The organism is Spongiibacter taiwanensis, assembly GCF_023702635.1.
Classification (GTDB): Bacteria; Pseudomonadota; Gammaproteobacteria; order Pseudomonadales; family Spongiibacteraceae; genus Spongiibacter; species Spongiibacter taiwanensis.
Genome location: NZ_CP098455.1, coordinates 398,442 through 413,871, shown reverse-complemented (window position 1 = coordinate 413,871; position 15,430 = coordinate 398,442). Strand labels below are relative to the sequence as shown.

11 protein-coding genes are annotated in these 15,430 nt (G+C 58.7%); 8 read left to right on the top strand and 3 right to left on the bottom strand.

Going from position 1 to position 15,430, the window contains the following annotated elements; translation table 11 throughout:
* Positions 1–21 precede the first annotated feature (21 nt).
* Both NCG89_RS02075 and NCG89_RS02070 read right to left on the bottom strand, forming a co-directional pair.
* Positions 22–2,961 carry an insulinase family protein gene (locus NCG89_RS02075; protein ID WP_251088115.1) on the bottom strand — a complete coding sequence of 980 codons (2,940 nt, stop codon included), beginning with the start codon at positions 2,959–2,961 and terminating at the stop codon, positions 22–24.
* A 78-nt stretch (positions 2,962–3,039) separates the two neighbouring features.
* Entirely contained in the window at positions 3,040–3,852 is an 813-nt protein-coding gene (locus tag NCG89_RS02070) for a glutaminyl-peptide cyclotransferase (protein WP_251088114.1), read from the bottom strand.
* A gap of 192 nt (positions 3,853–4,044) precedes the next feature.
* On the opposite strand from NCG89_RS02070, the gene NCG89_RS02065 reads away from it, so the two are divergent.
* Together NCG89_RS02065 and NCG89_RS02060 are read left to right on the top strand one after the other, a co-directional pair.
* Positions 4,045–4,269 (top strand): hypothetical protein, encoded by a 225-nt coding sequence (locus NCG89_RS02065; RefSeq protein WP_251088113.1) that lies wholly within the window; start codon positions 4,045–4,047, stop codon positions 4,267–4,269.
* A gap of 168 nt (positions 4,270–4,437) precedes the next feature.
* The gene (locus tag NCG89_RS02060) at positions 4,438–5,580 is read left to right on the top strand and encodes a Na+/H+ antiporter NhaA (RefSeq protein ID WP_251088112.1); all 1,143 of its coding nucleotides are present in this window, start codon (positions 4,438–4,440) and stop codon (positions 5,578–5,580) included.
* Here NCG89_RS02060 and mnmC read toward each other — a convergent pair.
* Positions 5,577–7,649, bottom strand: coding sequence for a bifunctional tRNA (5-methylaminomethyl-2-thiouridine)(34)-methyltransferase MnmC2/FAD-dependent 5-carboxymethylaminomethyl-2-thiouridine(34) oxidoreductase MnmC1 (gene mnmC, locus NCG89_RS02055; protein ID WP_251088111.1), 2,073 nt, complete (start codon positions 7,647–7,649; stop codon positions 5,577–5,579). The genes NCG89_RS02060 and mnmC overlap by 4 nt on opposite strands.
* 47 nt (positions 7,650–7,696) lie before the next feature.
* On the opposite strand from mnmC, the gene NCG89_RS02050 reads away from it, so the two are divergent.
* From NCG89_RS02050 to NCG89_RS02025, 6 genes are all read left to right on the top strand, one after another.
* On the top strand, positions 7,697–9,406 hold the full coding sequence (locus NCG89_RS02050; RefSeq protein ID WP_251088110.1) for a peptide ABC transporter substrate-binding protein: 1,710 nt from the start codon (positions 7,697–7,699) through the stop codon (positions 9,404–9,406).
* Positions 9,407–9,436: 30 nt separating this feature from the next.
* Positions 9,437–10,354, top strand: coding sequence for an ABC transporter permease (locus NCG89_RS02045; protein WP_251088109.1), 918 nt, complete (start codon positions 9,437–9,439; stop codon positions 10,352–10,354).
* The gene (locus NCG89_RS02040) at positions 10,351–11,658 is read left to right on the top strand and encodes an ABC transporter permease (protein ID WP_251088108.1); all 1,308 of its coding nucleotides are present in this window, start codon (positions 10,351–10,353) and stop codon (positions 11,656–11,658) included. The genes NCG89_RS02045 and NCG89_RS02040 overlap by 4 nt, the downstream gene beginning before the upstream one ends.
* Complete coding sequence (locus NCG89_RS02035) at positions 11,655–12,638, top strand: ABC transporter ATP-binding protein (RefSeq protein ID WP_251088107.1); 984 nt, start codon at positions 11,655–11,657, stop codon at positions 12,636–12,638. The genes NCG89_RS02040 and NCG89_RS02035 overlap by 4 nt, the downstream gene beginning before the upstream one ends.
* Complete coding sequence (locus NCG89_RS02030; RefSeq protein ID WP_251088106.1) at positions 12,635–13,606, top strand: oligopeptide/dipeptide ABC transporter ATP-binding protein; 972 nt, start codon at positions 12,635–12,637, stop codon at positions 13,604–13,606. The genes NCG89_RS02035 and NCG89_RS02030 overlap by 4 nt, the downstream gene beginning before the upstream one ends.
* 120 nt (positions 13,607–13,726) lie before the next feature.
* A complete protein-coding gene (locus tag NCG89_RS02025) occupies positions 13,727–15,427 on the top strand; it encodes an AMP-binding protein (protein ID WP_251088105.1) in 1,701 nt (566 codons plus the stop codon).
* Positions 15,428–15,430 lie beyond the last annotated feature (3 nt).

The following is a 15,430-nucleotide window of genomic DNA, read 5'->3' as shown; positions in this document are numbered from 1 at the left end:
CAGTAGTGTGAGCAGCAGCGCTTATACGCGCTCGACAGTAAATCCCGCTTCGCTTAACCACTGCGCCAAGTCCTTGGCCTTACTCTCGTTGCTCACCACTGCGGTGCTGGCGTTGCCGTCACTGAGATAGGTCTTGCACACCCGCTGTAAATCTTCTGCCCGCGTGTTAAGGACCCGCTGCCGAAACTGACGGCGCTGGGCGAGGGTTCGGCCAAATAACTGATTTTGAAAGTCTTGCTTCGCCTCACCGGCGGGGGAGCCGGGTTTGTCGATGCTGCCGATAATGCCCAGAATTGCCTGCTCCAGTCCCTCCTCGGAGATGGGGTTGTCGAGTAACCAAGTGATCGCGTCATCGAAGTCGCCGAGCGTCTCCTTGAGGCGTGGGTCCCGATAGGAATAAAAACGGAAAGCCGCGATATTGGAATCCTGTGAAGCGCCACCACCGTAGGCGCCGCCCTGTTCGCGGATGCAGCGATGCAGGTAGCCATTGCGCAGGTAGGTTGCCAGCACAGTCAGTACCGGGGCGTCGGGATGATCCGAACTGACCGTCGGGTAGGCTTTGGCGCAGAAATTAACCTGGGAGTTGGCAATCCAGAATTCCTGGCGCGCCTCGCGCAGCGCCGGTCGGCGGAAAGGTTCACAAGTCTGGTTGTCGAGACCCTGCCACACCGGACCGAGGGTGTTGCGAAGCTCCTCCAGGTGCTCCTCATCGGCTACGAGCAGCAATTGCTTGTTCGAAGCGAGGATCTTTTGGTGGAGGGCAGCCAGCTGGGTGGCCAGTGATTGTCGTTGGGCCGCTTCTTTTAAGCCATCGCTGCGCTGTTTGGCCGATTTAATGCCCGGCAGGCCGCCGATGCGATGGTTGAGCAGGGCAATTGGACTCATTCCGGCACAGGCTGCCGTCATTGCCAATCCGTGTCCGTTGCCGGTGATGGAGGACTGTTTGCGGGCGCTGATTTGGGCAGCAATATCGGCAATGCGGTCGAGCTCGTCGAAGCGCTGGCGGATGAGGGTATCGAGCATCAATTCGGCCTGGGCCTTTGCATTTCGTAGCAGCGCCTTGGAGCTGAGTACCAGATAGGCCTGGGTTTGTTGCTCGTCATTGATGTCGCCGCGCATGCTTGAAAACGCCGATATGCCGCCACAGACCTGGGCCTGGCGGTGCTGGGTTTGCAGGTAGTTAGCTTCACCCAGCCCCAGCTCGGTCAGGACCTGGCTGTACAGCGACAGGATGTCGAGCTCGGCATCGTCCAGATCAGGCAACTGCAGGTAGACCTGCTGATAGACCAGCCCGTTGGTGCCTCGGGCGTAAACGGTGCAGGGCAACTTGCCGAGGGTCTCCCGTGTGGAGGGGATTTCCGGTATCTCCAGCGGCACGTCATCCAGCGACACCTTGGGCAAAATAGATTCGTCTTCTTTCACCGTCTGGCGCTCGGCCAGTGCGGCGGCCTGATCAATGATGGCCTGCTTTTGCTCATCAGTGAGGGTGGTCTGTAGTTTGGCCAATTTTGCGGCTTCTGCGGCCTCCCGGCGCTGCTGCATTTCGGTATTGGGCGCCATCACCAGTGTCACCCGGTGGGGGTTATCCCGCAGCTGCCGCGCTAGATTCTTGATGTAGTTGGGGTCTTGGATATTGCTGCGCAGCTTGCTGATCGCCGGGTCGAGATCCAGTAGCTCAATGGGGCGGCCCCGGTGAGTCGCGCTGCCCATGGCATTGAGAATCAGCTGCAGGCCGTAGGGGTAGCCGTCGCCACTGATTTCTCGCTGTTGTAATTCCAGCTGGTGCAGCACTGCTTCAACGTTTTCGGTGGGTACGCCGTGGTTGGCGATGCCATCCAAAACACCTAGCACCAGGCTCTCCAGGGCCTGTTGGTGTTCGGCCTCACTGCCCTCAATGCCACAGGCCAGCACCATTTCTTTCATCGAGTCTTCCAGCCCGCAGAGAGGCGACGGCGCACTGCCCAACTCGGTGGTTTCCAGTGCGTGGAGCAGTGGGCTGGCGCTGTTGTCGAGCAGCACCCCGGCGAGTAATTGGGCCTCCAGCAAAGTGTCTAGGTCGGTGCTGGTGCCGAGCAGCCATGCCATGACGATGTGGGTCTTGCCTTCCACTCCGTCTTCGGCAGAGACCGGGTAGTGCTCCATGATTCGAATCGGCGCGTGGTAGCGTTTTTCGTCGGGCACAGCGATATGAACGTCGAGGGAGTCGAACCGCCCCAGGGCCAGCTCCTCAAAACGGGTTTGGTGCTCGGCGGCGCTGATGTCGCCAAAGGTCATGAAGGTGGCGTTGCTGGGATGGTAGTGGCTGCGGTAGAAGGCCTGTAGCTCTTCGTAGCTGAGGTCAGTGATTGCTTCCGGATCGCCGCCGCTGTTGTAGTGGTAGGTGTTGCTGGGAAAGAGATGCTTACACAGGGTGTGCCACAGCTGACTGTTCACGCTGCTCATGGCGCCTTTCATTTCATTGAAGACCACCCCTTTGTACACCAGCGGTGAGGCGGGGTTGCCAGGCTCGCTGAACTCCAGGCGGTGTCCCTCCTGGGCAAAATCCAGGGGATGCAGGCGGGAGAAAAATACGGCATCCAGATAGACCTGCAGCAAGTTGTCGAAATCCTTGCGGTTGCAGCTGGCGAAGGGGTACGCGGTCCAGTCTGAGCTGGTAAAGGCATTCATGAAGGTGTTGAGCGAACGCCGGATCATCATGAAGAAGGGGTCGCGCAGCGGGAAACGCTCACTGCCGCACAGCGCGGTGTGCTCGAGAATATGAGCGACGCCGGTGGAGTCCTTGGGCACAGTGCGCAGTGCCACCAGAAAGACATTCTCCGGGTTGTCGCTGGCAATGTGGTAGTGAACCGCACCGGTTTTTCGGTGGCGATACTCGGCGAGCGCGACACCAAGGGCCGGGATGGGATCCTGGCTGATTAATTCAAAACTGGGGTGCGGTGGGGTTGCTGCCAGCTGACTCATGAAGGGGCAATTCCTTTCGTTTGGACGTTTGCCCCCATTCTAGCGGCTCGGTGCTTGGCTAAGCCAGCATCGGCGTGGTCATTGCGCGGTGGGTAAGGGAATATGGAGGCGGTACATTACCGGCCACAATTTGCCGGTCACCAGCCAGCTAGCATCCTGCTCATCAAAGGCAATCCCGTTAAGCACTGCCTGGTCGCTGCTCACTTCGGGTTTGAGTGCTGAAAGGTCAACTCGCGACTTCACCTGGCCAGAATTGGTGTCGATAAACACAATATCGTTACTGTGCCAGATGTTGGCCACGATATAGTTGCCGACACATTCCAGCTCGTTCAGTCTTTCCACCGGGGCGTCGTTATCCGTGACCCGTATGTGGCCGACCTTTTTCATCGTGTCCGGCGAGAGCAGCTGCAGTTGGTCGCTGCCATTGCTCATCACGAACAGGCCTGCCTCACCGAGCTTACGTTGAAAGCATAATCCCCAACCTTCTCCCTCGTAACTGAAACTGCCCAGCAAACCGAAGTGCTCGGCATCCAGAATCAACCCCTTTTGGGCGCGCCAGGTGAGCAGGTAAACCCGGTCGCGATAAAGGGTTAAGCCCTCTGCGAAGGCGGTGTCGGGCAGGGCGACGCCTTTCAGGTCGGGATCGGCCTGTGGGGGAAATCGACGGCTGATCACCTTCGAATGGCCGTAAAGGCCAGTACTCTCAAAGAGTCGGTTTTTGTATAACTCCAGGCCCTGGGTAAACAGCACCGGATTGTGAGGGTACTGCTCGAGCACTCGGTAGCCGGAATCGGTCAATGCGGAGGCTGGCGTCGACGCTGCGGGCTGAGCCAGCACAGTTGCGGACGCGGCGGCGAGCAGCGCGAGAAGAAATCGGTAGGTGTTCATCATGCGCTGATTTTACCGCGGTGGTCGGAAGGGGCGAAGCGAAATAATAAATGTGAAAATTACCGGGACGGGAACAACTTGGCCGGGTGTTATGTCTGAGTTATCGCTGGCCAAGCAAGGCTAGTGCTTTTTCAGAGCCGGGTTAAGACCCATCCGGCGATCATTTTGCGATAGCTCAAGGAGGGCTAGATCACAATGAAACATCACTCTGAACGTTCCGTTTTCTCATTGATCAGTCGTTTTGTCCTGGTCGCCGTCTTGGCCGGTACCGGACTGTTTGCGGTAACTGCATGCGAGAAGCAAGGCCCCATGGAAGAGGCCGGGGAAAGCATTGATGAAGGCATGGAAAGCATGGGCGACAGCATGGAAGAGGGCGCGGAAGAAGTGCAAGACGAGGTGGATGACCACACTACTAACTAATGGTGTGAGCCAGCTCTGCGCCACAAGGAATGTGGCGCATCCTCTGCCGGTGATCTAAATTTACCACTTGTGCCATAGCTTGCAGGTGGTGGTAATAATCCCTTACTGTTGTCGGCGCGAAGACTTAGTCCTTCCCTGTGATACGGCGCCGAGAGAAAGGTTTTTGACATGACCGGTTGTGATGCAAAAAGGCGCCGCCCGCAATGGCTGGGGTCGCTTTTGTTGGCCGGGCCATTACTTGCCGTCGGCTTCGCGTTGATCGCAGCCAATTCCCGCTACAGCCGATTCTACGATGGCTTGGTTGATACCCAACTTTCACTCCCTTTCCTGCTGATTCCCGTCACGCACCCCCCGTTGTTCTGGATTAACGAAGCACTGATGGCTGCTGCATTTTGTTGGATAGCCTGGCAGGGACGGCAAGGGTGGTCGGCCATGCGCAAGGGTGGAGATCAATACTGTTCTTGGTACTCCCTTGGCGCCGCTGCTGTGGTTGCCCTGGTGCCCGCGGCATTGCTGATGGTCTTTCACGGCGACTGGAGCGGTCGTTGGTTAGCGGCAGGTGCAGCCGATCCGTTGTTGGTCTGGCTGGTGCTCGTGGCAACCGGCGGCGTGGAAAGTCGCACGCGTAATGTACTGGTTGGTTGGCTTGCCTTGCAAAATCTGGCGGTGCTGGCGGCGTCTTACGCGATGTTGCAGGGTGAGGTCATCGCCGAGGCAGCCTGGTTTGCTGTCGGGGCGATGGTCTTGGCAGCGGGGCTTGCCGCTCATCGGAGTAAAGGGGGCGGGGCGGTCGCCGTGTTGTTATTACTGGGCGCGTGGTGGAGCCTGCTCCGGGCGGGTCTGCCTGGGAGTGCGGCGGCGGCGCAGCTGGGCTGGTTGTTGCCGGGTTTTTTCGCTGGCCGGACCACGCCGCAGGCGCCGAGCAGATTGGGATTGTTGTTCGTCTTCTGCCTGTTGGGCGCCATGTTGGTAGTCAATGCGGGCATTAGTCTGCGAGGGGTCGTTCCCACTTATGTTCTGCAAACGACGCCGCTGAGCGTGCTGATCGTCCTTGCCGGAGTTAAATCGATATTGGCGTTTCCTGCGATATCCTGGTTCGTTCTACGATATGCGCCCGGTGCGTCAATGCCTGCGCAGGTGCGTTGCGGCCTAGCGCTGCTCTGTGGCCTGGGCGGCACCGGGGTGTTGTATGTTGCCAGCCTGCATCATGACGTGGGTAACTACCTGTTTGACCATCGCCTCGCCGTGCTGTGGGGAGCGCTTCTGCTGTTGCTGCCGATTGTGGCGCTCTTCCGGTTGACACCCCGTTAGCGACGCCGCTTTTTCAGGTCCCGGATCAAAAAGCGGGCTGGCGACAGGTGCTCGCACAGCTCCCGTGACATTGGGCTGAGCTCTCCCGCAATATAACTGGCAAGCAGTTCAGCGCATAAAGGTGTGGATGTCAGGCCGCGGGACCCATGGGCGATATTGACGTAGAGGCCGGGCAGGTAGCTGCCAACGGTATCGATGGTTGTCTTGGCGTCGACGCGCAAGGTCTCGTAATCCGTATCGAAACGCGCCACGTCGGGCAGGGGACCCACGATGGGCAGGTAATCCGGGCTGGCGCAGCGCAGCGCGGCGCGGCCACCCACCGGGGCGGCACCCGGCCGCAATATTCCCGGGGACAAGGTCTCAAGCTGGCTCAAATTCCAATGATGATCAGCATCCTCCACTCGAGAGTGGGGGTTGCGCAGATCAAAACTGGCGCCCAGGCACAGCTTGTCGTGCTGGGGTGGGGGCGGGGCGAGGTAGCCTTCGTGACAAATCACTCGACTCGGCGGTTGGTGCAATGCTTCGGTCGGCAGGTAAGTCAGTTGACCTCGAATCGGACGGGTCGGCAGGAAGCGGCTGGCCTCGAAGGCCTTCGCATCATTGCTGTTGGCAATCACGACCAGGTCTGCCCCGGCGAGGGCTATGTCATCCAGCCCCCGGATGTGCCAGGTCTGGGCTTGCTCGTCGCGGCTGATACTTAGCGCATCGCGATTGCAGTGAACCGTGATGTTAGGGTGGTCGAGCCAATAGCGGCACACTCGGGTGGGCGACAACCAGCCTGCGCCGGGAAAGAACAGCGCGGGGGAGCGGACGGGTATGCCCGCCAGGGCGCTTGCCCCTTCGGCGTCCACATATTCCACCCAATCCTGATTTTTCAGCAGGGTTTCAAGGCGCTTAAATAGAGTGATATCGCTATCATTGTTTGCCACCTGCACTACGCCGCAAAGGTCACCGGCAATCAGACCGGCTGCCAATCTGGGCCGGTAATAGGCTAGAGCGTGCAGAAAGCTGGCAAGGGTAAATCGGTTGAGACTGCCGGGGTCGGGCGATAATTTGGTGTACAAGATGCCCTGCGGGTTGCCTGATGCACCGCGTGCGGGCTCAGCTTCGCGCTCGATGACGGTCACGCGATAGCCCCGCTCCGCCAGGGCCCTAGCACTGCTGCTGCCGGCCAGCCCGCCACCAATGATGCATACCGCTCTGCCGGTGACGGCGCTTCTGGGTTGATGCCAGGGGGTGAAGCGGAGAGGGGGGGCTGCTTGGTCGCACGGCGCTGGATGTAAATGGACCAGGTCCTGGTAGACACCCCGCAGCATTTCGCGTTTGCGGCCAAAGCCGGCAACTTTCTCCACGGCGAAACCCTGTTCTGCCAAGCCTCGGCGGACCGCGCCCACGGCGGTGAAGGTGGCGAAGGTGGCGCCGATTTTGCTGAGCTGACCGAGTTGGCGCAAAACGTCCAACTGCCACATGTCGGGGTTTTTCGCTGGGGCGAAGCCGTCCAGGAACCAGGCGTCCACCATTCTCGCTTCGTGGCCATTTCCACGGGCTGAACTTGCCTCAATTAAGGCGGTGAGACCCGCCTGGGCCTCGTCAAAGATCAGCTCAAGACAAACGGGCTCACAATTCATTTGCCGGCGGTGTTGCCCCGGTATCAGCGGGGGATAGTTGTGCTGTAGTATGGCGGCTAAATGCTGGAGTTCTGGCCAGGACTGGTGCGACTTTTGCAGATCAGTCAGCGTCAGAGGATGTTTCTCGAAAGAAATGAAATGCAGGCGCCAGTGTTTGGGGGCGACCTGTTGCCAAAGGTGCCAGGCCAACAGAAAATTTAGGCCGGTACCAAAGCCGGTCTCAACGATGGTAAAGGTTCCGGGCGCGTCAGGCGCAGCCGTGCTGGCAAGGGATAGCCATCGTTGACGCAAATCGTTGTGATGCAAAAAAACATGACGGCTTTCGGCAACACCGTCATCCCGAGAAAAATAAACATCGGCAAATTGACGAGCAACGGGAACGCCATCGTCCCAATCAATGCGTGCGGGCTCCAGAGCATACGGATTGGCGGGGCTATCCATGGTGGGAACTGTGTGACCTCTCGGAATGGCGGGATCGAATTGTAGCAGTGATTAAGTCTGGCTTTGTTGATAAATGGACCCGCGCCGGGAATTGGCGGTATTTCTGGTCGCCATGCCCTTGCCAGGCCTTGGCAGCCCTGCGAACAGCGTTTGCCGGTTCACTCGCCGCGGTGCTGCTGGTTGCCTGGGTGGTACTGTCGGCACCGGCTGCCCAGGCTCAGGCCGTCGACGTGGAAAAGGCAAAGGTGACGGTGGCACTGGCCACCGAGCCGCCCACATTGAACAGCGCCCAGGCAACCGACTCCATCGCCAATTTTGTGCTCTCCCATTTAATGCAGGGCTTACTGACCTATGGCCCCGAGGGCAACTTGGTGGCGGGAGTTGCTGAGCGGTGGGAGCTGCGCGCGGATGGCGCGACCTTCTGGTTGCGGGAAAACGCCCGCTGGAGTGACGGCGAGCCAGTTAGGGCTGCGGATTTTGTTTTTGCCTGGCGGTACGCTCTGACGCCTTCAACGGCTTCCCAGTACGCCTTTATTTTCTATCCGATTAAGAATGCCGAAGCCGTTAACAACGGTATTTTGCCCCCCCATCAGCTAGGGGTGACCGCCGTGTCAGACAGGGAGTTGCAGGTGGTGTTTGAAACCCCCTGTCCTTACTTTTTGAGTCTGACGGCTTTCATGACGTTTATGCCGCTGCGCGAGGATGTGGTTACCCGGTGGGGAGGGCGCTACGCGGCGGATAAGGACAAAATGGTTTACAACGGGCCCTTTGTGTTGGATACCTGGGTTCACGGCGCCCACGTCCGCTTGCGCAAAAATGCCGCTTACTGGAACGCAGATGAGGTGCAGCTGAATGAAATCGATATGCCCTACGTCACCAGTGACTTCAGCGCCCAATTTAATTTGTTTAGAGATGAGCGAATCGCGCTGGCCGCGCTGGATACCGGCCTGCTCGATGAAGCCGTTCGACGCGGCTACGATATTCATGACTTCCATACCGGCTCACTGTACTTTCTGGAATTCAATTTTCGCCCCGGCAGGGTCACAAACAATCTGAGTTTTCGCCGGGCCGTGCAGCGCTTGATCGATCCGGCGCTGCTGGTCAACAAGGTGATTGGTATGCCGGGGATCGCGCCGGCCTATTCTTTGTTTCCCAAAACGGTTAAAGGGCAGAAGGGGTTTTTCCGGGATGAGTACCCTGAGCCTCGAGTCAAGGCCGATTTGCTGGCTGCCCGGCACCTGTTGGAGAAGGCAAAGAAGGAGTTAGGCATTTCGCGCTGGCCGCCGCTGATGTTGCTGTCGGGTGACAGTCCCCGTGCACAACAGGAAGCGGAATATTATCAGTACCTGTTTCGCGAGGGCTTGGGCATTGAATTGCGAATTGATCAGCAGGTGTTTAAACAGCGGCTGGAGAAAATGCGCCGCGGCGATTTCGATATTGTGGTAGCGGCCTGGGGGCCGGACTATGACGACATCATGACCTTTGGTGATTTGTTTGCCTCCTGGAATGACAACAACCGGGGGCGTTACAGTAACCCCCATTACGACCGCTGGGTGCGCATTGCCCAGCGCAGCGATGACCCGGAAACGCGCTTCAAAGCCATGGCGCAAGTGCAGCGCATTGTGGTGGAAGATGTGCCCATCCTGCCTACCTACGAAAACGGCATTCTCTATGTGCAGCACCCCCGCTTGAAAGGCGTCCGACGCGGGGTGTTTGGCGGCGATCCCAATTTTATTTACGCCTGGATAGAGCCGTAATCGATGGGCTGGTTTATTTGCAAACGGCTATTGTCAGGCGCGCTTACGATTTGGTTTATCGCCACCGCGACTTTCTTTGCCATGCATGCGGTGCCCGGTGATCCGTTGGTGCGGGATAAAGCCATGTCGCCCCAGGTTCGGGCCCAGCTCGAAGCCCGATACGGGCTGGATCAACCTCTGTTCAGCCAGTACACCCTGTTCCTGCGAAATATGCTCAAAGGCGATTTTGGCATCTCCTTCACCCAGGAAAACCGCTACGTCAATGACATTATCCGCGAACATTTTCCGGTATCGGCGACCCTGGGTTTGGTGGCACTGTTAATCGCGGTGACCGGTGCCATCGCCGCGGGCAGTGTCGCTGCCCATTATCGCAACCGCTGGCCGGACCGGCTGGTGATGCTGGCAGTAATTGCCGCGATTTCGGTGCCCAGTTTTGTGATTGCCGGGCTTGCTCAACTGGTGATCGTGGCCATTAACAAAGCCTTTGATCAGGCGCTGATTCCGGTGGCGGGGTGGGGCACCCTTGGCCAGATATGGGTGCCAGCACTGGTGCTTGGTCTGGGCACCATGGCCTATCTGAGCCGCCTGATGCGGGCCTCCATGCTGGAGGTCATCAACACGGACTATATTGTTGCCGCCAAGGCCAAGGGGGTGGGTGCCTGGCCCCTATTTTGGCGCCATCAATTGCGTAACGCGGTATTGCCAGTGGTCACCGAGTTAGGGCCAACAGTGGCGGCGGTTACAACCGGCGGCTTTGTGGTGGAGCTGGTGTTTGCCATTCCCGGTCTGGGACGCTACTTCGTGCAGGCGGTGCAGCAACTGGATTACACCGTCATTATGGGAACCACGGTCTTTTATGGCGCATTTCTTGTCCTGGTGGTCGTGCTGGTTGATATCAGCTACGGGCTCATCGACCCCCGCATTCGGCTCTATCGGGGGCGTTCATGAGTATCCCGGTATTTCGATTTGCGCCCTGGCGGCCACCTCAGTGGGAGGCGGCCGAGTTACCGCCCAGCCTGCCGCTGCCGCGTCTGGCCAGCCCGGCGGTGGTGGTGTCGCTGCTGGTGGTGGTCGGCTTGATTCTATTCGTTTCCCTCGGGCCCCATGTATGGCGTCAAGATCCCAGCCAGCAGTGGTTGTCTCAGATTTCCCGTGGGCCGTTGCCAGCCACTGAGGTGCTGGTGGTGGCCGACGATAGCCGTTGGCAGCCCCGGCGAAAACTTCGCGGCGGCCAGCTGACAGTGGTTGAGGCCAACACTGAGCGGGTTCGGTTGCGGTGGCCTGCTGTGATCGGCACCGATCGCTTTCAGGTGTATCGTAATCTGGCTTCCGAGCCTGGCATTGGATTGCCGCTGGTCACCACCGAAGCGGTTTTCTTCGAAGACAAACTGCAACTGCGTCACCGTATTTATCGCTATACCGTGGTGGATGCCGCTACGGGAGTGATGTTGTTTGCCCGGGACGTTCGCCCCGTGCCGGCAATTTCCCTGTTTGAGGCCCAGTTGCAGGGGCTCGCACCTCTGACTGGTGCCGCGCCGGACTATGTGACCTTACCCGCTCACCCCCTCGGCACTGACGCTTTGGGCCGCGATATTCTGGCGCGGCTGATGGCTGGCGGGCGCACCTCGTTGTTCGTCGGTGTGGTCGCGCCGCTGCTGTTTATCAGTGTGGGCTGCCTGCTTGGCGCAATATCAGGACTGGCCGGTGGTTGGGTGGATCAGGTGTTGATGCGCCTGGTGGATTTTGTGGTGGCTCTGCCGTTTTTGCTGTTCATGATTCTGTTGCGGGTTGCCTTTGGCATTGGGCCGGGCGAGAACGGCATTGCACCATTGATTCTGGCATTGCTGCTGTTGAGCTGGCCCAGCAGTGCCCGGCTTATTCGCGGGCAGGTCCTGGCACTGCGTGGTCAGGCTTTTGTTGAGGCTGCGCGGCTGGCAGGGGTGAACCGGGCGGTGTTGATCTGGCGTCACCTGATGCCAAATGTCTTGCCGCTGATTCTGGTGGCGTTCAGCTTTGCCATTCCCCAGGCAATTTTCACCGAGGCTTTTCTCTCCTTCATTGGTATGGGGGTATCGCCGCCGACCACCTCCTGGGGCGCAATGTGTAACGACGGCATTAAGACCTTGTTGTCCCACCCTCGGCAATTGCTGCTACCAGCGCTGCTGATCAGTATCTCGGTGCTCGCCTTCAATACCCTTGGCGATGCACTGCGTGACGCCACTGATCGTCGAAAGGGGGTGGTCAAAGCATGAGTAAGCCCATTTTAAGGTTGGACGGCTTGCAGTTGAATCTGAACGATCACGCCATTTTGCGAGACGTGAGCTTATCGCTGGCGCCCGGCGAGTGCCGCGCACTGGTGGGAGAGTCCGGGAGCGGCAAGTCTGTTACTGGGATGACCTTGCTCGGACTGGCGCCCAGCCAGGCCAAGATTGCCGCGGCCCGCTGGCAATTCTGTGGCGAGGCGATGGCCGGTTTAACGCCAGCACAGTGGCGCAAGATCCGCGGCAACCGCATCGCCATGATCTTTCAAAATCCCATGTCGGCACTTAACCCCACCCAAAGGGTGGGCGATCAAATTGCCGAGCCCATGCGGATTCATCATGGCTTGAGTCGCCGGGCGGCCCGGTACGAGGCCATCGCCTTACTGGAGCGCCTGGCCATTCCGAATGCGGCGCGGCGGGCAGAGCAATATCCCTTTGAGTTTTCCGGTGGCATGTTGCAACGGGCGATGATCGCCATGGCCACGGCCTGCAAGCCAGCGTTGTTGATTGCCGATGAACCAACCACCGCCCTGGATGTGACCGTGCAGGTGGAGGTGTTGGCCCTGCTCCGGGAACTGCAGCGCGACCGCGGTATGGCGATGCTGTTTATCACCCACGATTTAGGGGTGGTGGCCAATATTGCCGACTCGGTTTCTGTCATGTACGCCGGGCAAATTGTGGAGGCAGGGGGAATCGATCAGGTATTTCGTCATCCGGCCCACCCTTACACCGAGGCGCTGCAAAAAGCCGTGCCGAGTCTGGCCCTCGACACGCCGATAGAAGCGATTGCCGGCAGTCCGCCGGATTTGCGGGACTTGCCAAAGGGCTGCAGCTTTGGCCCCCGCTGCTCCCGGCGGATGGCAATCTGTGAAGAGGCACCCGTACCGCATTCGGCGGGGCAGGGACATCTCAGCCGGTGCTGGCGTTGGCATCCCGAGCACCCATTGCGTTGGCGCGAGGCGGAGTCATGAGTCAGCCGATTGTGAAGATGCGTGACCTGCGCTGTCATTTTGATGGTCCCGGGGGCTTGTTGGCGGCGGTGGATGGCGTTGATCTTGATATCTACCCCGGCGAAGTCCTCGGCCTGGTGGGTGAGAGCGGCTCGGGTAAGTCCACCCTTGGTCGCATGATTGTGGGTTTGCAGGCGCGCAGTGGGGGTTATCTTGAGGTGGACGGCCGATCGTTGCCTAGCCGGTTTTCGAGTGGCGATTTCCGCTTTGCCTCCCGTCGTGTGCAAATGGTCTTCCAGGACAGCTATGCGAGTATGAATCCGCGCATGACCATCCTGGAGAGCTTGATTGAACCCTTGCTGGCGACCCGTGTGCCAGTAGCGGAAGCGCGCGCACGAGGCCGGGTCTGGTTGGATCGGGTTGGTCTGGCCCGGGCTGCCGCAGCGCGTTATCCCCACGAGCTCTCTGGCGGACAGCGACAGCGGGTCGGGATTGCGCGGGCTTTTATTGCCGAGCCCCGCCTGGTGATTTGCGATGAGCCGGTATCAGCATTGGATGTCTCCGTACAGGCACAAATCATTGAGTTGCTGCAGGCGCTGCAACAACAGCAGGGCACGGCCATGCTGTTTATCGCCCATGATCTGGCGGTGGTGAAACATCTTAGTCGTCGTACAGCAGTAATGTATCTGGGGGAGGTGGTTGAGCTGGGGGACAGTGCGTCGCTGTTCCGCAACCCTCAGCATCCCTATTCGCAAACGCTGATAGGCGCCCACCTGAGTGCGGATCTGGATAAACGGCCGGCGTTGGCTGCGTCTACGGCCTCGGCGCCCCGGCGTCAGCCTCTTGCCGGCGATGAGGGTTGTCGCTTTGCTGCCCGTTGCGCACACGCGGTGGGCCAATGCCAGAGTCAGCCCCCTTGGCTACAATCAAGTCAGGGTGAGAATCAGGCTGCGTGTCACCGTTTACCCTGGGTGAACTGGAAGGGTTGACTCAGTGTTGACAGTGAACACAAAAGCCGATAGCTTGCCGGTATTGCTCAGCTGCCAGTGTATGGGCCGATAATTTATTGGGCTCTCTGGCAATAAAAATAATCTTGTGGAGGGCGAGTTTTGTCAGATAAGCGTGAGGCCGTTGCCAAGGCCATTAGGGAAGGGCAGAACCGGGCCGGAGTGTCCAATAGTGTCGACACCAGTCAGTTCGACAATCTCGCGCAGATGTTCCAGCACTGTGTTGACAGAGCCAAAGCGAGTCCGGCTACCAGTTGCATGGGCCAGACTCTCAGTTATCAGAATCTGGATACCCTGTCTGCCCAATTTGCCTGCTTCCTGCAGCAGGAGCTGGGTCTGAAAAAGGGCGACCGAATCGCCATTCAACTACCCAATATCCTGCAATATCCGGTAGTGCTGTTTGGCGCTATCCGGGCTGGAATGGTCGTGGTGAACACCAACCCCCTCTACAGTGAGCGAGAGCTGGAGCATCAATTGAATGACTCCGGTGCCAAGGCCATGGTGGTGCTGGCCAATATTGCGGAAGTGGCGGCAGCGGTGGTGCCCCGCACCGGCGTGAAAACGGTCATCGTCACCGAGATTGCCGATCTGCACGCGTCGGTGAAGCGGTTACTGATCAATAACGTGGTGAAACACGTTAAGAAAATGGTGCCCAAAGTCAGTTTTGCCAACGCCCTGGGGTTTCGTCAGGCCCTTGCCAAAGGTCGCAGTGGTAAGTTCGAGGCGGCTGACTATGCTCAGGAAGACCTGGCACTGCTGCAGTACACCGGCGGCACGACGGGTGTCTCCAAGGGAGCAATGATCAGTCACGGCAACCTGATTGCCAATGTGCTCCAGAGCAAGGAGTTGTTTGAAAGCTACGGCCTCAAGCCCACCCAGGAGTTGTTTTTGGCGCCGTTGCCGCTGTATCACATTTACTCTTTCATGCTTTCGTTTGTTGTGATGATGCAGGGCAACCATTCCGTTCTTATCCCCAATCCCCGCGACCTGGACAGCGTAATTAAAGAAATGAAACGCTGGCCCTGGACCGGGATGAGCGGCATAAACACCCTGTTTGTGGCCTTGTGCAACCACCCCGAGTTTGCCAGTCTGGATTTTTCCCGGGTAAAAGTGACGCTGTCTGGCGGTATGGCCCTGACGGCGGGCGCCGCCAAAACCTGGGAGGAAATGACCGGCACCCAAGTTTACGAAGGTTATGGCCTGACTGAGACCTCGCCGGTGGTGTCGATTAACCCGGGCGGTGCCAATCAGGTCGGTACCATCGGCCTGCCATTGCCGGGGACCGAAATTAGGATCATTGCCGAAAATGGTGAAGATTGTGGCATCGACGAACGCGGCGAACTCTGCGTTCGCGGTCCCCAGGTAATGATGGGCTACTGGCAACGTCCGGACGAAACCGAAAAGACCATTCGCAGCGGCTGGCTTCACACGGGGGACGTCGCCATCGTTCGGGATGATGGGTACATGCGCATCGTCGACCGGATGAAAGACATGATTCTGGTGTCGGGCTTCAATGTATACCCCAACGAAATTGAAGACGTGCTCAGCTCTCACCCCAATATCCGTGAGTGCGCCGCCATTGGCGTGCCCGATGAGAAGTCGGGCGAGGCGGTGAAAATATTTGTGGCGGCCAAGCAGGGCGACATTGACAAAGAGGAGCTGAAAGCCTTTTTGCGTGAGCGCCTCACCGGCTATAAAATGCCCCGCTACATTGAGGTGCGGGACGAGTTGCCCAAAACCAATGTTGGCAAAGTGCTGCGGCGTCATTTGCGAGATGAGGAGTTGGCCAAGAAGGCCAGCTGAGAA